This window comes from Pseudomonas fluorescens, from assembly GCF_000968015.1.
GTDB lineage: Bacteria > Pseudomonadota > Gammaproteobacteria > Pseudomonadales > Pseudomonadaceae > Aquipseudomonas > Aquipseudomonas fluorescens_W.
Genome location: NZ_LACH01000076.1, coordinates 53,975 through 75,455 on the forward strand (window position 1 = coordinate 53,975; position 21,481 = coordinate 75,455).

The 21,481-nt window shown below is 56.1% G+C and carries 17 protein-coding genes and 4 pseudogenes; 11 read left to right on the forward strand and 10 right to left on the reverse strand.

What is annotated here, in order from left to right; all coding sequences use genetic code 11:
- Positions 1 to 451: pseudogene (locus VD17_RS33230) on the reverse strand (methyl-accepting chemotaxis protein); the annotation flags it as partial.
- 221 nt (positions 452 to 672) lie between these two features.
- Between VD17_RS33230 and VD17_RS28835 the strand changes: the two are divergent.
- Together VD17_RS28835 and VD17_RS28840 are read left to right on the forward strand one after the other, a co-directional pair.
- The gene (locus tag VD17_RS28835) at positions 673 to 2,133 is read left to right on the forward strand and encodes a lytic transglycosylase F (RefSeq protein WP_259674608.1); all 1,461 of its coding nucleotides are present in this window, start codon (positions 673 to 675) and stop codon (positions 2,131 to 2,133) included.
- Positions 2,134 to 2,390: 257 nt separating this feature from the next.
- Positions 2,391 to 4,043 (forward strand): arylsulfatase, encoded by a 1,653-nt coding sequence (locus tag VD17_RS28840; RefSeq protein ID WP_046056803.1) that lies wholly within the window; start codon positions 2,391 to 2,393, stop codon positions 4,041 to 4,043.
- Positions 4,044 to 4,641: 598 nt separating this feature from the next.
- Here VD17_RS28840 and VD17_RS28850 read toward each other — a convergent pair.
- Positions 4,642 to 7,539 (reverse strand): sensor domain-containing phosphodiesterase, encoded by a 2,898-nt coding sequence (locus VD17_RS28850; protein ID WP_046056805.1) that lies wholly within the window; start codon positions 7,537 to 7,539, stop codon positions 4,642 to 4,644.
- Between the two features lie 220 nt (positions 7,540 to 7,759).
- On the opposite strand from VD17_RS28850, the gene VD17_RS28855 reads away from it, so the two are divergent.
- Positions 7,760 to 8,260: a GNAT family N-acetyltransferase gene (locus VD17_RS28855; RefSeq protein WP_046056806.1), complete on the forward strand. Its 501-nt coding sequence runs from the start codon at positions 7,760 to 7,762 to the stop codon at positions 8,258 to 8,260.
- 133 nt (positions 8,261 to 8,393) lie between these two features.
- Here VD17_RS28855 and VD17_RS28860 read toward each other — a convergent pair whose 3' ends face one another.
- Positions 8,394 to 8,735: a hypothetical protein gene (locus VD17_RS28860; RefSeq protein WP_046056836.1), complete on the reverse strand. Its 342-nt coding sequence runs from the start codon at positions 8,733 to 8,735 to the stop codon at positions 8,394 to 8,396.
- Between the two features lie 208 nt (positions 8,736 to 8,943).
- On the opposite strand from VD17_RS28860, the gene VD17_RS28865 reads away from it, so the two are divergent.
- Together VD17_RS28865 and VD17_RS28870 are read left to right on the forward strand one after the other, a co-directional pair.
- Positions 8,944 to 9,186, forward strand: coding sequence for a hypothetical protein (locus tag VD17_RS28865; RefSeq protein ID WP_046056837.1), 243 nt, complete (start codon positions 8,944 to 8,946; stop codon positions 9,184 to 9,186).
- 112 nt (positions 9,187 to 9,298) lie between these two features.
- The gene (locus VD17_RS28870; RefSeq protein WP_259674609.1) at positions 9,299 to 9,616 is read left to right on the forward strand and encodes a LysE family transporter; all 318 of its coding nucleotides are present in this window, start codon (positions 9,299 to 9,301) and stop codon (positions 9,614 to 9,616) included.
- Positions 9,617 to 9,634: 18 nt separating this feature from the next.
- Here the strand turns inward: VD17_RS28870 and VD17_RS28875 are convergent, their stop codons facing one another.
- On the reverse strand, positions 9,635 to 10,333 hold the full coding sequence (locus tag VD17_RS28875) for an ion channel (RefSeq protein ID WP_046056807.1): 699 nt from the start codon (positions 10,331 to 10,333) through the stop codon (positions 9,635 to 9,637).
- Positions 10,334 to 10,635: 302 nt separating this feature from the next.
- On the opposite strand from VD17_RS28875, the gene chrA reads away from it, so the two are divergent.
- Positions 10,636 to 11,994 carry a chromate efflux transporter gene (gene chrA / locus VD17_RS28880; protein ID WP_046056808.1) on the forward strand — a complete coding sequence of 453 codons (1,359 nt, stop codon included), beginning with the start codon at positions 10,636 to 10,638 and terminating at the stop codon, positions 11,992 to 11,994.
- 417 nt (positions 11,995 to 12,411) lie between these two features.
- Here the strand turns inward: chrA and VD17_RS31990 are convergent, their stop codons facing one another.
- Both VD17_RS31990 and VD17_RS28890 read right to left on the reverse strand, forming a co-directional pair.
- Positions 12,412 to 12,909, reverse strand: coding sequence for a hypothetical protein (locus VD17_RS31990; RefSeq protein ID WP_046056809.1), 498 nt, complete (start codon positions 12,907 to 12,909; stop codon positions 12,412 to 12,414).
- Positions 12,910 to 13,002: 93 nt separating this feature from the next.
- Positions 13,003 to 13,686 (reverse strand): winged helix-turn-helix transcriptional regulator, encoded by a 684-nt coding sequence (locus VD17_RS28890; protein WP_046056810.1) that lies wholly within the window; start codon positions 13,684 to 13,686, stop codon positions 13,003 to 13,005.
- 103 nt (positions 13,687 to 13,789) lie between these two features.
- On the opposite strand from VD17_RS28890, the gene VD17_RS28895 reads away from it, so the two are divergent.
- A complete protein-coding gene (locus VD17_RS28895; protein WP_046056811.1) occupies positions 13,790 to 14,734 on the forward strand; it encodes a carbon-nitrogen hydrolase family protein in 945 nt (314 codons plus the stop codon).
- A 40-nt stretch (positions 14,735 to 14,774) separates the two neighbouring features.
- The gene (locus tag VD17_RS28900) at positions 14,775 to 15,209 is read left to right on the forward strand and encodes a GFA family protein (RefSeq protein ID WP_046056812.1); all 435 of its coding nucleotides are present in this window, start codon (positions 14,775 to 14,777) and stop codon (positions 15,207 to 15,209) included.
- A 99-nt stretch (positions 15,210 to 15,308) separates the two neighbouring features.
- Here VD17_RS28900 and VD17_RS28905 read toward each other — a convergent pair.
- A pseudogene (locus VD17_RS28905) lies at positions 15,309 to 15,482 on the reverse strand (anti-virulence regulator CigR family protein); the annotation flags it as partial.
- 193 nt (positions 15,483 to 15,675) lie between these two features.
- On the opposite strand from VD17_RS28905, the pseudogene VD17_RS32790 reads away from it, so the two are divergent.
- From VD17_RS32790 to VD17_RS28915, 3 genes and pseudogenes are all read left to right on the forward strand, one after another.
- Positions 15,676 to 15,848 (forward strand): annotated as a pseudogene (locus tag VD17_RS32790) (integrase); the annotation flags it as partial.
- Positions 15,849 to 16,087: 239 nt separating this feature from the next.
- Positions 16,088 to 16,897, forward strand: coding sequence for a glycosyltransferase (locus tag VD17_RS28910; protein WP_046056813.1), 810 nt, complete (start codon positions 16,088 to 16,090; stop codon positions 16,895 to 16,897).
- An 83-nt stretch (positions 16,898 to 16,980) separates the two neighbouring features.
- Positions 16,981 to 17,784, forward strand: a complete 804-nt coding sequence (locus tag VD17_RS28915) for a 2OG-Fe(II) oxygenase (RefSeq protein WP_046056814.1) — start codon at positions 16,981 to 16,983, stop codon at positions 17,782 to 17,784.
- A 20-nt stretch (positions 17,785 to 17,804) separates the two neighbouring features.
- Here VD17_RS28915 and VD17_RS28920 read toward each other — a convergent pair.
- The 3 genes and pseudogenes from VD17_RS28920 to VD17_RS28930 form a co-directional block, all read right to left on the reverse strand.
- A pseudogene (locus VD17_RS28920) lies at positions 17,805 to 18,140 on the reverse strand (DNA adenine methylase); the annotation flags it as partial.
- A gap of 63 nt (positions 18,141 to 18,203) precedes the next feature.
- Positions 18,204 to 20,141 (reverse strand): LTA synthase family protein, encoded by a 1,938-nt coding sequence (locus VD17_RS28925; RefSeq protein ID WP_046056816.1) that lies wholly within the window; start codon positions 20,139 to 20,141, stop codon positions 18,204 to 18,206.
- A 374-nt stretch (positions 20,142 to 20,515) separates the two neighbouring features.
- Positions 20,516 to 21,472 (reverse strand): SdiA-regulated domain-containing protein, encoded by a 957-nt coding sequence (locus VD17_RS28930; RefSeq protein ID WP_046056817.1) that lies wholly within the window; start codon positions 21,470 to 21,472, stop codon positions 20,516 to 20,518.
- Positions 21,473 to 21,481 lie beyond the last annotated feature (9 nt).

The window sequence follows — 21,481 nt, forward strand, 5'->3', positions numbered from 1 at the left end:
CTACGACTTGAAGCGCCCCACCAGCCCGTTCAGTTCATTGGAGCGGTACGAAAGCCGGCCTGAGTCTTCTTGCGCAGAGCTGGCCAGGCTTTCGGCCAGCCGCGCCTCGTCGTAGATCTGCTGGATATGCCGATTGATCTCTTCGGCTACCCTGTGCTGCTCTTCTGCTGCTGGCGATATCTGCAGGTTCTGATCCCTGATTTCATTGACCGACAACTGGATGCCTTAAAAGCTGTCACGTGCGCTCTCGATCGAGGACACACTGACACGCGACAGGTCCAGGCAACTTTCCATCTTCTGCGAAACTTCCTGGGTCTTGCTGCCAAACGTGTTGAGCAACTGGTCAATTTCCCCCGTGGAGTCGGACGTGCGCTTGGCCAGGGCCCTGGTCACCCGCCCTGGCAGCCTCGATCGCCGCGTTCAGCGCCAGCAGATTGGCCTGCTCGGCGGAGTCGGCTGCAAGTGTCGATACGATACTCATCTATACACAGTCAAAAAACCTCGTCGCTCCTGCTCCTGCTCGCCGCGCTGAGACGTAAGCATTCGATTGACCACTCTTCGATGCGGTAAAAGTCCAACCATTAGCCATACTGGCATGTAAACCCGATCTCCCTGCCCTGTCGGTGAGTGAGCATGAGCAATGTATGGAGTAGCTGTCATAAATTAGCCCTTATGCTCATGCTGTGCTGGCTTAATGCGGCCCTGGCACAAACCCAGCCCGAACTGCCTGCCGTCGAACTGACACCCGCCGAAGAAGCCGAAGTGCAGAAGCTGGTGTTGCCGGTTCTGCCAGACTGGGTCGGCGATTTCGAGGGCATGCGCGAGCGCCGGTTGATCCGGGTGCTAGTGCCTTACAGCAAGACCTTTTTCGAACTTGATCGCGGACGCCAACGCGGCCTCAGCTATGAGCTTGGCAAGGGGCTGGAAGCCTGGCTGAACAAGACCCAGCCCTACGGGAAAAAATCCATGCAATGGCGGGTGATGTTCATCCCCACCGCACGCAACGAATTGATGTCCAAACTGATGAAAGGCGTTGGTGACATCGCCGCCGGCGGGCTCACCGTGACCGAGGCACGCCTCAAGGACGTTGATTTCGCCGACCCGTTCGCCGTGAAGATCCCGGAAATCCTGGTCACCGCCCCTGACAGCAAACCCGTTGAAAAACTGGAAGACCTGTCCGGCCAGAAAATTACCGTACGCGCCTCCAGCAGCTACTACGAGCACCTCCAGGCCTTGAACGCCTCCTTCAAGGAGCAAGGCTTGGCCCCCATCGACCTGAAAGCCGCCGACGAAAACCTGGAGTCCGAAGACTTGCTGCAAATGGTCAATGCAGGATTGCTCGAGGCCACGGTGGTGGATCGATACATCGCAAAAATCTGGGCACCGCTGTACACCGACATGCAGATTCATGAGGACATTGTTCTGCATGACAACTCCGAGTTTGCCTGGGCGATCCGCAAGGACAGCCCGCAGCTGAAAGAACAGCTCGCCGGCTTCGTCAAGACCCACAAGGTCGGCACCACCTTCGGCAACAGCTTGCGCACCAAGTACGTCACCAATAGCAGCAAGCGCGTGCTCAATGCCACGTCTGAAGAGGAGATGAAGAAGTTTCAGGAAATGGTCGAGATCTTCAACCGCCACGCCAGTTCTTACGGATTCGATCACCTGATGCTCATGGCCCAGGGTTTTCAGGAGTCGCAACTCAATCAGCAAGCCCGCAGCCCCCGAGGCGCGGTGGGCGTGATGCAATTGCTGCCGACAACCGCCAAGGACCCCTCCGTGGGCATCGGCGGCATTGACAAGAGTGCCGACAAAAACATCGAGGCCGGCAGCAAGTACATGCGTCTGCTCGCGGACAAGTACCTGGACGACCCGCAACTGAACCAGATGAACAAGACCCTGATGACCTTCGCCGCCTATAACGCCGGCCCCGGCAACCTGCGCAAGTTCCGCGCCTTGGCGGAAAAATCCGGGCTGAACAAGAACATCTGGTTCGGCAATGTCGAGCAGGCGGCGGCGCAAGTGGTTGGCCGGGAGACCGTGGATTATGTTGGCAACATCTACAAGTACTACGTGGCGTACAAACTTGTAGAAGAAAAATCCGCAGCAAACCCTGTGAAACCGACTCAGTGATGGCAAATAGCTTCTGCACCGAAGGTCTGAAAGCCCCATAAACAGCGGCTTTCAGCCTGGATTACTCTAAATCTCGATCTACGCTAACCATGTCCAATAGTGGGCTATTTGTTAGTGAACGGGAATTCTATTCAGCCGTTAGAAGGTTTCCTGAACTGTCCAGGCTCATGGTTGGGGGTACTCATTTGGGTCCGTGCCGCTCCCACGCTGTTTGAGTGGTTCGACAAAGGGGCAAATCCAGAGAAAGGAAACCGGGCATGAATAGTCTTTCACACCACACCAGGTTTTACGTTGCGTGCTCATTGGTGATGGCACTCACCGGCATTGCGCAGGCGGCACAGACGGAAAAACCCAACATTCTGCTCATCGTCTCCGACGACACCGGCTACGGTGACCTGGGGCCTTATGGTGGCGGGGTCGGTCGAGGCATGCCGACACCGAGCATCGACGAACTCGCCGCAGAAGGCACCACCTTCTATTCCTTCTATGCCCAACCCAGTTGCACCCCAGGTCGGGCCGCGATGCAGACCGGGCGCATCCCGAACCGCAGCGGCATGACCACCGTGGCGTTCCAGGGTCAGGGCGGCGGCTTGCCGGCGGCTGAATGGACACTGGCGTCCGTGCTGAAAACCGGCGGTTACGACACCTACTTCACCGGCAAGTGGCACTTGGGCGAAGACGACTACGCGCTGCCCAATGCTCAAGGTTACGACGTGATGAAGTACGTCGGCCTGTATCACCTGAACGCATACACCTACGCTGACCCTACATGGTTCCCGGACATGGATGACGAAACCCGCGCGATGTTCACCAAAGTGACGCGCGGCGCACTGTCGGCCAAGGCCGGCGAAAAACCGGTGGAGGACTTCAAGATCAACGGTCAGTACGTCGACACGCCAGTGATCGATGGCAAACCCGGTATCGTCGGTATTCCGTTCTTTGACAACTACGTCGAAAAAGCCACCATGGAATTTCTCGACACGGCGGCAAAATCCAGCAAGCCGTTCTTCATCAACGTCAACTTCATGAAAGTGCACCAGCCGAACATGCCGGCGCCGGAGTTCGTGCACAAGTCGATCTCCAAGTCCAAATACGCCGACTCTATCGTTGAACTCGATACCCGCATCGGCCGCATCATGGACAAGCTCAAGGCGCTGGGCCTGGATAAAAACACCCTGGTGGTTTACACCACCGACAACGGCGCCTGGCAGGACGTTTACCCGGATGCCGGCTACACGCCTTTCCGTGGCACCAAAGGCACCGTGCGTGAAGGTGGCAACCGGGTGCCGGCGATTATGGCGTGGCCCGGCAAGATAAAACCGAATACCAAGAACCACGACATCATGGGCGGCCTGGACCTGATGGCGACCTTCGCCTCCGTGGCCGGGGTCAAGCTGCCGGACAAGGACCGCGAAGGCAAACCGATCATCTTCGACAGCTACGACATGACCCCGGTGCTGCTCGGATCCGGCCCTGATCCTCGCAAGGAGTGGTTCTACTTCACCGAGAATGAACTGTCGCCCGGTGCCGCCCGCGTCGGCAACTACAAGGCAGTGTTCAACCTCAGGGGCGACAACGGTGCCGTCACCGGTGGCCTCGCGGTCGATACCAACCAGGGCTGGAAAGGCCCGACCAAATATGTCGCGACGGTGCCGCAAGTGTTCGACCTGCTGCAGGACCCGCAGGAGCGTTATGACATTTTCATGAACAACTACACCGAGCACACCTGGACACTGGTGCCCATCAGCGCATCGATCGCCAAATTGATGAAAACCTACGTTCAGTATCCACCACGAAAAATCCAAAGCATGACGTACGACGGCCCGATCGAAATTTCCAAATACCAGAAGTTCCAGTCGGTACGCGAAGATCTGGAGAAGGAAGGCATCACCATTCCAATGCCCAACTAGCGGTGCCGCGGCAGTCTGTCCAAGTCTGCCGCGTCCCCCCATTCTCTTCGCCAGAAAACCGCACACAACTGATTTTTATCTTCCTTGTGACCGTCCGCTTTGGACTGTGGATGGAGCGATGGAAAATGAGAGCTAAGCTTCCTTCTACTGTCGGGCTTATTGAGCAGATTGGGCTTTCGGCCCATGGCGTATAACCGCCTTCGCGGTCTATTTAGAGTTAGCCCTTCACAACAGCCTCGGAGGGGTGCCCATGAAACGCTTCGCAATGCTCATAGCGATCTCTTTGCTTACCACTGCCTGTCAGAGCACAAATGATAACGGCGTCACCCGACTTGATAATTGTGTCTGCTATAAATCGTCCGAGGGACAACAAGTGCAAGCATCGCAAATGGCATGGAAAGACCCCGACACGTTGCAGAAACAATTCTCACATTGCATTTGCCGAGCCTTGATTGACCTGAAGAAGGTCGATGATCCCAGTAAATATTTCGTGCCTGGAACCGAAATAAGAACGGAACTGAAGTAAGAAAAGTGTGAATTCGCACGGTTACGCAGGTGCTGGAAAGTATCGCCTTGCGCGCCGAGCCTGGTTGCGACCCTAACGCCCCATCAGCGAACTCGCCAACAACGCCTCCAACCCCATCGGCTGGGCAAAATAATACCCCTGGGCCTGCCCTGCGCCCATTTCGCGCAGCAAGACCAGCGTCGCTTCATCCTCAACACCTTCGGCCACCACACTCAGGTCCAGCGATTCGGCCATACGCACAATCGCCCGGACGATCGCGCGACTGCGAGCGCTGGTGGTCAGTTCGAGGATGAACGACTTGTCGATCTTCAAGCCGCTGAAACGGTATTGATGCACATAGCTCAGGGATGAAAACCCTGCACCGAAGTCATCGAGCACCACCGACATGCCGTTGTCGGCCAATTGCTGCATGGTCAGTCGGGCAATCGCCGGCTCCGCCACCAGCGCACCTTCGGTCAACTCAAGGCAGATCCGCGACGGCGAAACCCCATGCCGCGCCAACAGTGCAAGCACATCACTGGCGAAGTCGGGACGCGTCATGCTGTAGCTGGAGCAATTGACGTGCACCGCAGGCCAGTTGGCGTGCTCGGGCTGTGCGAGGATCAGTGCAATGCTGTTGAGCATGTACAGGTCCAGTCGACCGATCAGACGCAGCCCCTCGACATCCGGCAAAAACTCGCCTGGCGCGATCACCCGGCCGCCCGGCTGATGCCAGCGGATCAGCGCTTCAAGGGCCAACAGTTCGCCGCTTTCGACGCTGACAATCGGTTGGAAATACGGCAGCAATTCGTCGGTACGCTTGAGCGCGTTGCGCAAGGCCCCTTCCCGCTCAACCTGGTCCGAGACTTCACGACGCACTTCCTGATTGAACACCGCGTAGCTGTCGCGCCCGGCGCTCTTGACCCGGTACATCGCCGCGTCGGCGTCGCGCAGCAAGTCGGCTGGCTCCTGATGGAACTGACTGTCGGCGCTGACGATCCCGATGCTGCAGGACGAAAAAACCTCATAGCCATTGATTAAAAACGGCAGGTCAAACGCCACCAGAATCCGTTCAGCGATGTCGATCACCACGTCCAGCGGCGCCTCGGGAGCGAGCACGGAAAACTCATCGCCCCCCAGGCGCGCCAGCATGTCGGTGTCGCGCAGACAACCGCGCAAACGGTTAGCGGCCTGCATCAACAGCAGGTCGCCAAAATGGTGGCCGAGGCTGTCGTTGACCAGTTTGAAACGGTCGAGATCGATGAACATCACCGCCAGGTGTCCGCCTTCGCTGCCGAACTGCGACCAGGCCAGATTGAGGCGCTGTTGCAGGTAGGTACGATTCGGTAGCCCGGTCAGCGCATCGTGGGAGTTTTCGTGTTGCAACTTGGCATTGGCGTGATCGAGTTCGCGGGTGCGGTTCTGCACCCGGGCTTCCAGCTTGAGATTGGCGGCATGGATCGCTTCGGCGGCCGTGCGTCGCGACAACGCGGTGTCGATGTGCCGCGACACGAAGGTCAGCAGTTCCTGGTCACGCAGGGTATAGCGCACCTGCGAGGTATAGCTCTGCACCGCAAGCACGCCACGCACCACATCGCCATCGAACAAGGGGATGCCCAGCCAGGAATGGGATCGAAAATACACATGGGCAACTTCGATTTCACCGTGCGCAGTCAATCGGTCAGCTTCGTCGGCGTCAATCAGGCAAGGTCGGCGCTGACGGATCACGTACTCGGTCAAGCCCCGGCTCCCACGCCGTGCCACTGGGCAGGTCGTCTGCCGCTCATCAACGTAATACGGAAAGGTCACTTCACGGGTCGCGTCGTCGAACAGCGCAATGTAGAAGTTTCGCGCGAACAGCAGATCACCGACGATGCCATGCAAGGTTTGAAACAACTCAGCCATGTCGCCAGGCTGGCTGGACAGCTCAGCGATCTGGAACAGCGCGCTCTGCAGATGTTCGGCGCGCTCTCGCTCTGCCACTTCCTGCCTCAACGCGTCGTTGAGTGCCGACAGCTCCAGGGTGCGACGCATCACTGTCGCCTCCAGATCCTCTCGGTGCAGAATCCGGTCCAGCGCCATGGCCACGTGGCGGGCTACCACCAGAAACAGCGCGCGGTCCTCGGCGCTGTAGGTACGAGAAACGTCGTAGACCTGCATCGCGAGCATGCCAAACACGTCATCCGAGGCATTTTTCAACGGTGCGCCCATCCAGAACTCGGGACGATCACCCACGCAGTAAAAACGCTCCTCGGCCTGAGCCGCGAGAATGCCGGCGGCGTCGATCAGCAACGGCTGGCCAGTGGTCAATACCTGGCCGGTCAACGACAGGTGCGAAAGGTCAAGGTATTCGTAGTGCGAGGACTCCACGGCATCGACATCAATGATGTCGACGTAATACGGGTAGTCAATCTTGCCGCTGTGCGGATCATACAACGCGAGATAGAAGTTCTCGGCGTCGATCAGGCTAGCCAGCAGTTGGTGAACCCCCACCAGAAATACTGACCGGTCGCGGGTCGAACTGGCCAGGTAGGTAATTTCATACAGCACACGTTGAGTAATCTGCGCACGGGCAAGGGTATTCGTCTGCACCTGAATGCCCAGGCGCTGCGCAAACCCGGCGAGCGCCGGTTCCGCGGCAGCGTCAACTGGCGCAAGCAGCCAACCCAGCACACTTTCACCTTTACCGGTCGGCCAGCGGTGCAAGTGCCGGGTCAGGCAAAAGGTGTCGAACTCTTCATTCGCAACACTTGAGGGCCACTGCGCCAGTGGGTCGCCCTGCCCGACCAAATGCATTTGTTCGCCAGAACGGTAAACCACCCACGCGGTGGTGTGCGCCCAGTTACGCGCTGAGTCCAGCAATTGATCGATCGTGTTCTCGTTGCCAACGTAAGCCATGCAGACAGTGTCCGAATTCTGTTCAAGCCGGGATGCGACAACGTCGCGATCGCTCGATTGCCGCGGGAAGTCGGTCAATGGACGAAAACTCATCAGCGCTCCCTAAGCCAGAAACTGGCAATACTGACTTACCGGTTGCGCGCAATGCGCCAGTGAGCTTCACGTTTATAGTGTTTTTATTCAATCGGTTTTTTCGAATTGTGAGTAGCTTCCTCATCAGGTCATCCTGTAAGAGCGCCAACTCAGCTAACGACTGACAAGTGTGCATGCGCACAATTATCCAAGTAGTTCCACCAGGAAAAGGAGCGTCCTTATGGAGCCCGTCACAATTCGTACCCTGCAAAGCACTGATGCCGAGGCGTTGCTGACTTTTGAAGTGGACAATCGCGAGTGGTTCGAGCGCCACATTGACGCGCGTGGTGCTGCTTTTTACTCGGTGCAGGGTGTCACCGAGCACGTTGCGGCCTATTTAGCTGATCATGCCACCGGCATCTGGCACCCCTTTGTCATCGAAGACGCTGACGGACAAATAGTGGGCAGAGCGAACCTGAAAGACATCGACACGTCCACGCGGTCGGCAGAAGTCGGTTATCGGATTGCTCAAAGTGCTTGCGGGCAAGGACTGGCAACGCTGGCGGTGAAGCATCTGATTCAGCAGGCGCAGTTGCGTTGGAACCTTAAACAGCTGGTTGCCAACGTGTACGCTGAAAATATCGGCTCGGCAAAAGTCCTCAAGCGCTGTGGCTTCCTGATCGAACAGGTATCCCGGCAAGCAGGAACTGACCAGGAGTATCGGTTTGGCCTTTCAATTTAGATGATTGAAAGATGGATCGATACGCGTCACGCAGACAAAAAAATGCCCCGCTACCGAATGCGGTGCGGGGCAAAAAAATTGGTTGGTTGCGGCCAACCAAAGGAGCTCTGTAGAAAGCGTCTACGGGCCGGGCTCAGATGCATTCCTGTGCGGCGCGCTCAAAACTTGAAGGCAACAAGTTCGAGGCCAGCAAGTGCCGCTCGTAGATGAATACCTTGCCGCCGTTCCCGGCCTTGTAGGCTTCCAGCACGTTGTCCGTCGAGACTTTGCTCGATACCACGATCCGGTAGCTGCGCTGGGTCTGCGAGACGGTCGGGTTCAACGCGTTGCCCTGCAATTTCGGTACGACGCACTCAGCGTATTGGGCCGGGGTCTTACTGGTGTGCAAGGTCAGGGTCGGGGCGTTCGGCGCGGAGGCACAACCGGCGAGCAACAAAGCGCCAATCGCCAGGGCAGGCACGAATAAAAGACGCATCGGTTTCATCCTGAAAATAAAAGGTTCGTTCATCACATCACCCGAATTTTCGTGAGTGGTGTTTCGTTGGAGGGGGATTTTCCGGCTATTGCCATCAAAGTAGAACTTGCGTTTCATGATGGTCACTATTACCTCTAGCAATAGTTGTGCGCCGCGCAGACGGATACACACTCAATCACCACTGGAAAAGATGGATGAGGATCGCTCCTTGAGAACTTTTGACTTTATCCGCGACGCCGTTCTACCCGATTTTCGTGACCGGGTGGCCGAGTACCTGGTCCAGTACGAAACCGTATTGTTGGGCGAACACGCGCCCGACCCAGAGCTTGCGCGGGCCACCGCCAATCAGTTGCGCGGTTATTTGCGTGGGTTGAATACCACGCGAGTGTTGGGCATGGCGGATTGGGAAGAACTGGATCGGCGGATAGTGAATACGTGGCTTTCGTCCTGACCGACTCTTGCGCTCCACACACCTGACTGTAGCGATCAAATCCATCCCCACTGTATCTGCTTCAACCCAGCGACTCCGGTTAGCCTTGTTTCTCATCCAGGGAAATCTGCGCTTGGCATCGCTGCGCAAAATCTTTATCCGGGCGACCCTCAACAGCCTGCTGAATCCCAAGGCACTGTTGTTCTACATGGTATTCCTGCCGCAATTCGTCACCTTGGGAGCCAGCAGTGTCACCCTGCAACTGATGGTATTGGGTGTGTTGCTAGCGCTGATCGCCTTGATCTTTCATTCCCTGCTCAGCGTCTGTGCCGGGCAGCTGCATGGGCGCCTGCGCGCAGGCATAATCCCCAGGCGCTTGGGTGCTTACGGCTTCGCTGTCGTTATGACGGCGCTGGCGGCGCGTTTGCTGGTGCTGAACCGGCCAGGCTAAGGTTGTACAGAGAAGCAGTCACTTAGCCTGATTCGATGGATAAAGACCGGCAAGCCGCGCGATCACAACACCCACGTAAAAGACGCCTGAGAATTCTTCGACCATCACAAGTGAGCGGGCGTGGTTGGTCAACGGGAGAACATCGCCGTAACCCGTGGTCGTGAGTGTCGTGAGGCTGAAATAGATCAGCTTGAAGAAAGTGCCGGGCTGTCCGAAGTCGAGGTGAGCAGGGCCGAATGAGCCAGCGCTGGATATCTCGACCAGGGCATAGACGAAGGACCAAGCGAAGGCCAGCATTATGTAACCCGCAAGCGCAGCATGCAGCTTGTCGGCTGTAATGGGCCCGCGCTTGAGAATATAGCGAAGCACTCCGCTAAACGAGACGGCAAGAGACGCCGCATAAGATATCCCGGCCAGGTTAAGAATCGCGATGCTCTCAGCCCACAATGCCGTCCATTGAAGGCCAACCCCAAGCAACGCCAGCCCCAGTTTCAGGATGAACCCCCGCCGAGTCTGCCTGGTGGCGAAAGCGCCCACGAGCAGCACGGTTGAAAACAGAATGCCGAGCAACGTGCGAGCAAATATTCCTTCCTCAAGAAAGGGAAACAGGAGGATCAATCCTAGTAGCAGCAGCAATAGATAGGTGCAGGGCCCTCGCCCTATTACCATCTGAGCTAAATCCTCGTCAGATTCGGCTTTATCTTGCGGATTTGCCATACCGGTTTCCCAGGGATTGAAATAACGCTCGAGACCTGACGTTGCACAGTTGAAATCTGATCTGGCTTTAGATAAGAGTCGGCAGTGAAATTCTAGTCGCGAATGCATGTGAGAGGCTGACCAGTCATCAACGGCCTTACGCAGGTGCGGGAAAACATTGCCTTGTGCGCCGAGATCGGTTGCGACACGGTGTGTGCTGTCGGACTATTCCAGACTGCTGGCCATTCCGTTGCACTTGCTGGCTGCTGCCAGCGCCATCTTCGACGGCCTGCTCGCCGAGTTTGTGAAAGAGGAACAACCCAATGAGTAAGGTGCTGGCATCAACGGCTGAAGAGGATCTATCGAGGCCGGAGGCGATCAGTTTGTGTGAGGCATTCTGGTTCTGGTTGAAGCTCGGCTTCATCAGTTTCGGCGGGCCGGCAGGACAGATTTCGATCATGCACCAGGAATTGGTAGAACGTCGGCGCTGGATCTCCGAACGACGCTTTCTCCATGCGCTCAACTATTGCATGTTGCTGCCTGGGCCAGAGGCTCAGCAATTGGCGACCTACATCGGCTGGCTGATGCATCGAACCTGGGGTGGAGTGATCGCCGGAGTGTTGTTTGTGCTGCCCTCACTGTTCATCCTCATCGCTTTGTCGTGGATGTACATCGCGTTCGGCGAAGTGCCTGTGGTGGCCGGCCTCTTCTATGGGATCAAGCCTGCCGTGACGGCCATCGTGGTGCAGGCGGCACACAGGATCGGCATTCGGGCGCTGAAGAATAATTGGCTGTGGGTGATAGCAGCCGCTTCATTTACCGCGATCTTCGCGTTCAATGTTCCTTTCCCGCTGATCGTATTGGGGGCAGCGTTAATCGGCTATGTCGGAGGGCGCCTGGCTCCCGAGAAATTCAGAGCCGGGGGTCATAGCGCCGCCAAAAAGTCCTTCGGCCCAGCCTTGATCGATGACGACACCCCGCCCCCCGAACATGCCCGGTTCAGCTGGATGAAACTGGCGTTGCTGGCCCTCATCGGCGCAGCGCTGTGGGCGTTGCCGATGGGAATCCTGACCACGCTTTTTGGCTGGGAAGGCACCCTGACCCAGATGGGCTGGTTCTTTACCAAGGCCGCGTTGCTGACTTTTGGCGGGGCCTATGCAGTGCTCCCGTATGTCTATCAAGGTGCGGTCGGTCACTATGGCTGGCTGACCCCGACCCAGATGATCGACGGTTTGGCACTGGGGGAAACCACACCAGGGCCGCTGATCATGGTGGTGGCCTTCGTCGGCTTTGTTGGAGCGTACGTCTCACAAGTGTTCGGCGCCGATCAGGTGTTTCTGGCCGGGGCTGTCGCGGCCACCCTGGTGACATGGTTCACCTTCCTGCCCTCGTTCCTGTTCATCCTCGCCGGTGGCCCGTTGGTGGAGTCGACCCACAACGAACTCAAGTTCACTGCGCCGCTTACCGCAATCACAGCGGCGGTGGTTGGAGTGATCCTCAATCTGGCCTGTTTCTTCGGCTATCACGTGCTATGGCCGCAAGGCTTCAGCGGCAACCTCGACTGGCCCTCTGCACTGATCGCCATTTTGGCGGCAATTGCCTTGTTCCGCTTCAAACGGGGCGTCATTCAGGTGCTGATGGCTTGCGCGCTGGTCGGTTTGGCGGTGCATCTGCTGCGCTAGAGAGGATGTGATCAGTCGACGCTTACGGACTCAAGCAGCGGAACAAACGAAAACGGGCGCCTTGTCGGGCGCCCGTTTTTTTAGGAGTGCGTGTTGCGGGGTTTGCTAGCTTGCAGCCTGTTTACCTACTGCCGAACGATGCAGACCATCGCAGCCAGCAGCTAAGCTTTATCAGGAGGCCTTCGCGAACTCCTGAAAAGTAGTGAGGCAAACAATGAGCAAACAACCTCAACCCCGGAGCCGCTCCAACCCCCAACCCAGGTCTCGCCCGGTGGTGCCTGCCCTACCCAGTAAATCAGGCACCCCGTCCGGGGGCTTGCGCGGTAACTACCCACCGAAGAAGTCCAATTGAGCCCAAGCGTGCGGCAGGCTTTGCAAAGGAGTCTGTTGTAATTCTTTATCAGCAGTTATGGCTGATCAGTGCGATTTTTTCGATATCGATGTCCCGGCTTTGCTCAACCCTTTCGTGTTGTGATCGCCTGGCGTCGAGGCCGAGATTGCTCTGGCTTTGGCCACGCCGCGAGTATCTTTGGAATGGGCGATGCCTGAAGTCGTTGGGCCATGCCCGCGATCACTATTGCGCTCACTGCCGTAGTGGTTTCCGCTTTCACCACGGTCGCGAACAGCCTTGCCGGCATGATCGCTGCTCAGTCCATTGCCGCGGCCGTTACTGTTAGAGCCGCCGGAGTGATCTGAACCGCTGTGACCACCGCCTATACCGCCGCCGTGGCCAGCGCCATTACCACCTCCGTTACCTCCCCCATTGCCTCCCCCGTTACCGCCACCACCACCACCACCACCTTCTTTCGCATAGGCGGAGTTCATGATGGACAGGTCAGCAGGGAGTAATGGGGCGGCTGCAAGCATCAGGGCGCAGGACATTACAGCAACGAGACTCTTATTCTTTAAAAGCATGATTGCTTCCATAGGGTTGGTTGATATAGCGAGTCTTATGACGCATTAAGCCGCAGACAGTTCAAGCCCTGCGACCGACGGAGGCTGCCAGCGCTAGCGAGCAGCGCTCCGGGTACCCGCGAATACGCTCGTGCCAAGCCAGCGCCACAAACTTTCCGCATCCTTCACCGCGCCATCTACACGCAGCTCTCGCGACTGAAGAACCTCCCGCGGTGTGCGGTCGCCCGTCCACACCTCGGTCAACGCGCGCACGCTGGAGTCCACGACACGTGTCAGTTCGCGTCCGGGATCGTCGCGGCACAGGTCTGCCACGCCCTGCTCAACCACAAGCCACCACGCTTGCTCGCCGGGTCGCGCGTCGCGGAACTTGAACTGGATGACCACCGGTCGGGACGGGAATGTCTCGATGCGCACGAACCGGCGTACGTCCCACATGAGCAGGCCCGCGTCGAGTTCGTCATCGCGAAGGCGACTGCCGATCCAGCGCGCGCCCCAATGCCCTAGCGCCATGATGATGGGGCGCAATTCCTCGCCCGCCTCGGTCAGGCTGTACTCCCAGATTTTGCCGGTGGCCGTGCGGTGCACAACGCCGATTTCTTGCAAATGGCGCAGCCGCTGTGCCAGCAGGTTGGTGGACATCCGTGGTACGCCGCGGTGCAGTTCATTGAAGCGCTTGCTGCCGCACAGCAACTCACGCACGACCAAAGGTGTCCAGCGCTCGCACAGGGCTTCAGCACCGCGCGCGACCGTGCAGAACTGACCGTAGCTTTCGTCCATTGCCCTGGCTCCGCAATTACAACGCTTCAGATTCTGAACTAGCCCCGCCACTTCGCCACGCGCACGCTGAAACCTCTAACGCTAACCGCCAAAGGAGAACGCCATGACCAAGGTAGCCATCATTCAGCGTCCGCCCGTGCTGCTCGATCGCAGCGCGACAATCGCCCGGGCCGTGCAATCGGTCGCTGAGGCTGCGGCTGCGGGAGCCTCGCTGATCGTTTTGCCCGAATCGTACATTCCCGGTTACCCGTCGTGGATCTGGCGGCTGGCGGCGGGAAAGGACGGGGCTGTAATGGGCCAGTTGCACACGCGGCTGCTGGCCAACGCCGTCGATATCGCGAACGGAGACTTGAGTGAATTGTGCGAGGCCGCCAGGGCTCACGCCGTGACGATCGTGTGCGGCATTGATGAATGCGAGCGACAAAAGGGTGGCGGCACGCTCTACAACAGCGTAGTCGTTATCGGTACGAACGGCGAAGTGCTCAACCGCCACCGCAAACTGATGCCAACCAATCCCGAGCGCATGGTGCATGGCTTCGGTGATGCATCCGGGTTGCGCACAGTCGATACACCCGTCGGCCGCGTGGGGACGCTCATCTGCTGGGAAAACTACATGCCGCTGGCACGCTATTCTCTGTATGCCCAAGGGGTGGAAATCTACATCGCTCCCACGTACGACACAGGCGAGGGCTGGATCAGCACAATGCGTCACATTGCTCTCGAGGGCCGCTGCTGGGTGCTCGGCAGCGGCACCGTGCTGCGCGGCAGTGATATCCCCGACGACTTCCCGGCTCGTTCGCAACTGTTTCCCGATCCAGATGAATGGATCAACGACGGCGACTCGGTGGTGGTCAGTCCTCAAGGCCGGATCGTGGCCGGTCCGTTACACCGAGAGGCAGGCATTCTGTATGCGGACATCGACGTCGAACTCGTGGCGCCAGCGCGGCGGGCGCTCGACGTCACCGGGCATTACGCGCGCCCTGACATTTTCGACCTGCAAGTGCGGCGCACGCCGGCGACAACGGTGCGTTACATCGACGATGTGTAATCCGGCGGTATCGCCTGACCATTAATCAAGGAGTCATGCCATGAGCATTGAACGGTCTTACAAGGGCAGTTGTTTTTGCGGCGCAGTCGAGTTCACAGTCAGTGGCGAGCCGGTCGGGATGGGCTACTGCCATTGCGAGTCGTGTCGGCATTGGTCAGCAGGGCCAGTCAACGCCTTCACGCTGTGGAAACCCGAGGCGGTGCAAGTGACTCGCGGTGCAGACAACATCGGCACCTACAACAAGACACCGCGCAGTTACCGCAAGTGGTGCAAGACGTGCGGCGGGCACATCTTCACTGAGCACCCGGGGATGGGGCTCATCGATGTGTATGCCGCGGTCATCCCGGATCTTGCGTATTCGCCGGGCGTTCACGTCCACTATCAGGAGACTGTGCTGCGCATCAAGGATGGACTGCCCAAGCTGAAGGACGTCCCCAACGAATTAGGGGGATCGGGTATCAGCGTGGACGAATAGCGCTGTTTACGCCGGTTGCCAGCTGTTCGGCAGCAGCTCGGCAATTTCATGGGCTGGCGCGTCAGAACAGCCTTCAAATGGGCATATGGATCATGCCCATTAATCAAAAGCACCGTTGAGCACTTCGTAGATTAGCCCGGTTGCCAGCGCGACCAATATCAAGTCGGTGCCAACTTGCTGCCATTCATACCCATCATAATGAGGCAGCCTGCCAATCAACCGGCCGTCCAGTTTTTTGGCAATCCCGGGTGGAAGCGGCTTGCCTCGTGCGTGGCGGGACATCTCTCTGGGATTTAGACGCTATCGGTGATGTGGGTTCCATTTCCTCGTACTGCGCGTCACTTCAGTAGTACTTGCCTCTATTTCTGACATTGTTTCCCGCGTTCACCGTCGAACGCGGGAGGCGTGATGGCAAACGGTCAGGCCGAAGCGGTTGAGAGCCAGGACGTGCTGAACAAGATGCTCACTGAGCCAGCTCGGGCAGAAAGCCACACTCCGTGTCAGAAATATCTGGGCCATACGGGTAAGACTCCAGCTCGCAGAAAAGACACGGGATCTGCTGCTCTTTAATTTGGCCATCGCCAGTAATCCACGTGCCTGCGACTAACCAGGCTGCGTGTGCGGGAGATAGGTAGCGGGGGAACGTGTAACGAATTAAGTCACGGATGTTTACCTACAGAGCAGATCCTTATACGATGAAATCCACATCTATTGCTCTCCATCAGGCCCACGTAAGTTATGGTTATTATGTATGACAAAGCGGCTTAACAAATTGCGCTCTATAGTCACGCAAAACTTCGCGCAGACAAATAAGTGAAAGCTGTTTACAGATTCAATTACTCCTACAATAACATGCAATATCATTGGGCGCCTGAACGATGAATAACACGAGCTTCCTGGCTGACAACGCTAAAACCTTCAGCATCGTTATAGTCAATTACAAAACACCAGAAATCACCAAGATATGCTTAGACTTATTGCACCAGCATGTGGGCAGCCACAACGTCCCGATATGGGTAGTTGACAACTATTCCGCCGATGAAAGCACTGAGTACCTACGATCGCTTGACTGGATCAACTTAATCGAGCGCTCCGTATCCGAACCAGAGCCTGGGCATATCGCGCATGGCAAAGCGCTTGATCTGGTGTTGGAGCGAATTGAAACTGATTATTTATTCCTTATGCACACCGATACATTTGTTTTCGATAAAAATGTTTTCCCGATGATGCTGAATAAATGCTTGAAAAACCAAAAAGTCGTAGCCGTCGGTTGTGTTGAGCAATTAAACCGTGGTACCACCAGAACGCTTTGGCGCTTTAGCTCACGTTTATTCAAACACCATTTCAGGCACCTGAAAATCTCCATGGGTTTACGCTCCAGAGAACCCAAACCGTACAAAGAAGTCTACTTGAAGAGTTTCTGTACATTGTGGAACTGCAAGCTTATCAAACAGCACAACATGCACTTTTCGATGGATGATCGCGTGCCGGGCTACACCCTCCAAGACCGCATGACCGAGCTTGGCTATGTCGTTGAAATGTTATCACCGCGTAAAATCTTCAGTTATCTGGATCACATGCAGTCCGGCACTGTCGCCGCGGCTGGCGGCTATGAAAAAACGCATAGACGAACCAAAATGTACAACGACATCCTTAAGCGCCTGAAAAAAGAAGACCGCAAAAGTTAAGCTACGAAGCAACACAACGAGCAGTGCACTGGCCCCTGCTTTCAGTCACCTACACGTCTTTATATCAAGTTATTGGAGCGGTAATGGCACCCATCACTCAAGCACTACCCATGACCCTCTCCCCGGAGCTTGATTTCGACCAGAACGCCGCCAGTGCCTTGGGTTCCTCATTGGCCAGTCGCTATATTCAGGCCACGCCATTTCCGCACATCGTCATCGATAATTTCCTGGATGAAGCGCTGATTGCGAGTATCTGCTCGCACTTCCCCATCGAGCCAACCAACAACGAAATGCTCTACGAGCGCGGCTATAAAGGTCAACGAAAACGTCAAATCAGCCCCAACGAATGCGGCCCCCATTTGAAGACGGTTTTCAACGCCTTCAACTCGGCCCCCATGTTGCAGTTTCTTGAAAAGCTCACAGGCATCGAAGGTTTGATACCCGACCCCTACTTTGCTGGTGGCGGCCTGCATGAAACGAAAAGTGGTGGTTTCCTGGGGGTGCACTCGGACTTCAGGCTCAACAAAAAGCTTAATGTTGAGCGCCGACTGAATATCATCATTTATCTAAATGAAGACTGGCGAGAGGAATACGGCGGCAATCTTGAACTTTGGGATGTCGGCATGAAGAACTGCCTTAAAAAAGTCCTGCCCATTTACAATCGATGTGTCATTTTCAACACAGACAAAGACAGCAACCATGGGCACCCAGAGCCTTTAACAACGCCAGAGCACATCACGCGCAGGTCCATAGCGCTTTATTACTACACCGCCGGGACCCTGGTGATCGATCCCGCACAAAGAAACAAAACCCACTACAAGCCAAGGCCCAAAGATCGTTTCAGCCTGAAGTACTACATGAATAAACTAATCAAGAAGAAAAACTAAACTGCCAGAGACAGCAATCGGAAGACCTGGCGGATGTCTGGGTCATCGTTGATGCTGACCATCACCTTGCCTTCGCAGCGCCGCATAAAGTCAGCCATCCGCTCATTCTCGCACGGAAAGTCCACCCCATAACCGCCGGTCTGCCAGTAAGGCGGGTCCATGTAGTGAAAGGTACGGGCTCGGTCGTAGCGTTCGGCGCATTCAAGCCGGGGCAGATTTTCGACGTAGGTGCGGGACAGGCGTTGCCTGGCTGCCGAGAGGTTTTCCTCAATCCGCAGTAGGTTGATTGCCGGGCCAGTGGTCGCGGTGCGCCGAATCTGCCCGGTGACCGTGCCGGCGATGGGATGGTGCTGCAACGAAATCTGCGAGTCAGCCCCCGCACCAATAGACTTGTATACGGGGGCGATTAGTGGCGGGAGCTATTGCTTGGTAATGCTTTCACTGCCGGGCCAATTCAACAAGCGATGGGTGAAACCATAACTCGCGGCCTGGTAGTAGGTAATCGCACGTGCGACCAGGGGGTCGTCGAGCTGAACCGTCACCTCATGGCTGGCACCCAGCGCGTCATCGTGGCGTCGCAACATCGCTCGGGGGCTGAGAATCGCCAGATCTTTACCATCGAACAGGCCAAGGTGCTGGTAATTGCCTACCAACACGCGAGGCGGCAAGGTGGAAGGCTGAAGTAAATTACGACCGAAAAATGTCGATTCGTAATTGAGGTTTAACAGACCAAGCAGGGTTGGAGCCAGGTCGATCTGACTCGCAAGTTGGCCGTCTTCACGCGCAGGAATGAGCTTGGGCGCATAGATGAACAAAGGGATTTGGTAGTTACGAATCGGAAGATCTTCCTTACCCGCACTGCCAGCGGTGTGGTCAGCGACAAAGACGAAGATCGTGTCATCGAACCAGGCTTTCTTTCGGGCTGCTTCAAGAAACTTGCCGATTGCATAGTCGGTGTATTTCACCGCGCCGTCACGACCGTCACCGGAAGCAATATCGATCCTGCCTTCAGGGTAAGTGTATGGACGATGATTGGAGGTAGTCATCAGTTGCAGCAGGAACGGTTTTTGGCTGGCAAAATTCTCGTCTGCCAGCTTCAACGTTTGCTGGTAGAGGTCTTCATCAGCCATACCCCAGGCATTTTTGAAATGGATCTCAGCTTCATCGACACTGCTTTGATCTACGACCCGATAACCATTGCCGCTGAAGAACGCATTCATGTTGTCAAAGTAGCCACGGCCGCCATACACAAACACGCTGTCGTAACCGACGTGATTGAGCTGTTGGCCCAGGCTTGCGAAACCACTTTCACGGCCAACCCGTTTGACAATAGAGCGTCCCGGCGTCGGCGGGATAGACAACGTAATGGCTTCCAGGCCGCGGTCCGTCCTGGTGCCAGTGGCATAAAAATTGTTGAAGTACAGGCTCTCTTTACGCAGTTGATCGAGGTTGGGTGTCAGGTTGTCGGGGTTCCCATTGCTGCCCATGTACTTGGCGCTGAAGCTTTCGATAGTCACCAGAATAATATTATGTCGCTGGGTCTTATCGTTTGGGGTCACGGTACGGCGGACATCGAGCGAATCCTTACCGATGAACTGCACATCACTTTCCGCCAGCTCCTGGTGGATGCGCTGGCCAACCACGTCATTTGGCAAGGTGCCATAGAACTGATCATAGTCCAGCTCGTTGTTGCGAAATGCGGCAAAGAACTGATATGGACCATTACTGGCCAGCTCATGTTGATAGGTATTGCCGCCTTTGCCACGTGGCGTGTCTTGGTCAACGACCAACAGAACAACAGCAGTCATTGCGAAAATCACTCCGACACTCAGCAAACGCTGGCGCCAGGATGGCAGCGGCGCACCCATTATCCGCTGTAGAGGTTTGTGCAGAGCAATACAAATAACTACCGCGATAACCGCCAGCCCGCCAAGCAATTTGCCGATTGGGTAGGACTCCAGAATGTTGTTCAACACCTCGTCGGAGTACACCAGATAATCCACGGCAATAAAATTGAAGCGTACGCCGAACTCGTCCCAGAACAGCCATTCAGCCACCGCGGTGAATAACATGGCGAAAACGCTGAGCGTCAGTAGCCCCTGTAAAAACCAGCGGTGACCACGTGAACGCCACAGCGACGGTGGGCACAGCAGCACATACAGGCTCATCGGCAGTGCGGCGTACAGTAAAAAACTCAGGTCGTATAAGACGCCAATCCCAAAGATCGACGCAAATGCAGTACCCGACTCTGAAAGATGAGTGGCGAGTAATACCAGGCGGGTGAGGAAAAAGATCACGAGCCACAGGCCTGTGATCATCAATAGGAAACGCAGCGGTGATGAAGCGGGCAAACGCATTGAAAACTCCTTGTTGTGCTTCCCTCCAGATTGCAAATTGCTGCGCCGATTGGCCGACAAGTCATCAGCCTTGAGACATTCTTGTCGTTGAATGCACGGGGTTAGGACTCATTTGGAGGGGAGTTAAATCTACACGACAAATTAGCAAAATGTCGTCTAAGCGATGAGGAGTTCAGGCAATCAAAGCTGAGGTGAAACATATAGATACAATGATTCCAGGGCTGGCTCGCCTCACCATTGCGACAAATCATGTCCTGTATGGCGCTCGTTTAAGCGCCCATTCAGCGGCAGCTTCTCGCTGAGGAGAAGCACATGCGGACCACCCCAAAAAATGCTCTTCGGCATACCCGAAGAGCATCTTTGGGAAAACGACTTCAGGGTTTACGGCTATACGAATAGAACAAGTTCGGCTCCGCCACGACATACAAATGCCCTTGCGCATCCATGGCTACGCCTTCTGGATGCACCTTGGGCGAGAAAAAATCCTTCACGCCTTCGAGCAGACTTTTGTAGCTGACAAAGCGCCCTTCTTTATCCAGCTCAATCAATAATTTGGACTGCTCGCTGAGTAAAACGAGATGGCCAGTGCCGGGATCGTAATAAGCGTCGGCCAGGTCACGCCCGAAAACGCTATGGTTCACCCATTCAGTCCGATCGATCAAGTTGATGGACAGGTTTCCATTCAAACTCTTCGACACGCCATCAATCTCATATAGCTGTCGCGGATCGCGCTCCTTGATCGCAAATAATCGGTCCCCTGCAGGGTCATAGGTCACCCCTTCAAAGCCCTTGTTGTTTGTGCTCAGATTGACGCCTACGGTGATGAACGGCTCTGCTCCCTTTCGCAGGGTCGCAGACTTCTCGGGTAGCTGGATAAACGTCAGACGTTGATCACCCTCTTCAGAGACAACGACTCGACCATTGCCCATGTAGGCCAATCCTTCAGTATCGTCAAAACCCTCAAGCGGATAACGCTCAAGTACATTACCCGCGCGGTCGAGAGCGACAATTTGCATGACCCCACCGTTGGTAATGGCCAGCAACCGGTCATGGTCGTAGTCGTAGGTGATGCCTGAGAGGTCTTCTACAATGCCCTCTATTGGCTTGGCCACCACATCAGGCATAAACCCTGGCAACCACAAACCTGGCTTTTCTACAGCGGAGCTGCCCCAGGTTTGCAAAACAAACTGGTACAGCTGTTGGTGCCAGTAGAAGCGGTAGGAAGCCGTCCCAAGCACTCCTAATAACAGCAACAGCACAAAAACAATGCGCAGCCGATGTCGTCGCTGAGCTCTGCGCAAGACCAGAGCCACATTCGATTCAATATTCATAGAACAACT

What these genes read in the sequence shown, in the direction of transcription:
- VD17_RS28930 (WP_046056817.1), bottom strand. Translation starts at nt 21,472, where the DNA reads ATGAATATTGAATCGAATGTGGCTCTGGTCTTGCGCAGAGCTCAGCGA.
- VD17_RS28875 (WP_046056807.1), bottom strand. Translation starts at nt 10,333, where the DNA reads ATGGCAAATCCGCAAGATAAAGCCGAATCTGACGAGGATTTAGCTCAG.
- VD17_RS28910 (WP_046056813.1), top strand. Translation starts at nt 16,088, where the DNA reads ATGAATAACACGAGCTTCCTGGCTGACAACGCTAAAACCTTCAGCATC.
- VD17_RS28925 (WP_046056816.1), bottom strand. Translation starts at nt 20,141, where the DNA reads ATGCGTTTGCCCGCTTCATCACCGCTGCGTTTCCTATTGATGATCACA.
- VD17_RS28900 (WP_046056812.1), top strand. Translation starts at nt 14,775, where the DNA reads ATGAGCATTGAACGGTCTTACAAGGGCAGTTGTTTTTGCGGCGCAGTC.
- VD17_RS28890 (WP_046056810.1), bottom strand. Translation starts at nt 13,686, where the DNA reads ATGGACGAAAGCTACGGTCAGTTCTGCACGGTCGCGCGCGGTGCTGAA.
- VD17_RS28855 (WP_046056806.1), top strand. Translation starts at nt 7,760, where the DNA reads ATGGAGCCCGTCACAATTCGTACCCTGCAAAGCACTGATGCCGAGGCG.
- VD17_RS28915 (WP_046056814.1), top strand. Translation starts at nt 16,981, where the DNA reads ATGGCACCCATCACTCAAGCACTACCCATGACCCTCTCCCCGGAGCTT.
- VD17_RS28850 (WP_046056805.1), bottom strand. Translation starts at nt 7,539, where the DNA reads ATGAGTTTTCGTCCATTGACCGACTTCCCGCGGCAATCGAGCGATCGC.
- VD17_RS28860 (WP_046056836.1), bottom strand. Translation starts at nt 8,735, where the DNA reads ATGCGTCTTTTATTCGTGCCTGCCCTGGCGATTGGCGCTTTGTTGCTC.
- VD17_RS28835 (WP_259674608.1), top strand. Translation starts at nt 673, where the DNA reads ATGCTCATGCTGTGCTGGCTTAATGCGGCCCTGGCACAAACCCAGCCC.
- VD17_RS28895 (WP_046056811.1), top strand. Translation starts at nt 13,790, where the DNA reads ATGACCAAGGTAGCCATCATTCAGCGTCCGCCCGTGCTGCTCGATCGC.
- chrA (WP_046056808.1), top strand. Translation starts at nt 10,636, where the DNA reads ATGAGTAAGGTGCTGGCATCAACGGCTGAAGAGGATCTATCGAGGCCG.
- VD17_RS31990 (WP_046056809.1), bottom strand. Translation starts at nt 12,909, where the DNA reads ATGCTTTTAAAGAATAAGAGTCTCGTTGCTGTAATGTCCTGCGCCCTG.
- VD17_RS28840 (WP_046056803.1), top strand. Translation starts at nt 2,391, where the DNA reads ATGAATAGTCTTTCACACCACACCAGGTTTTACGTTGCGTGCTCATTG.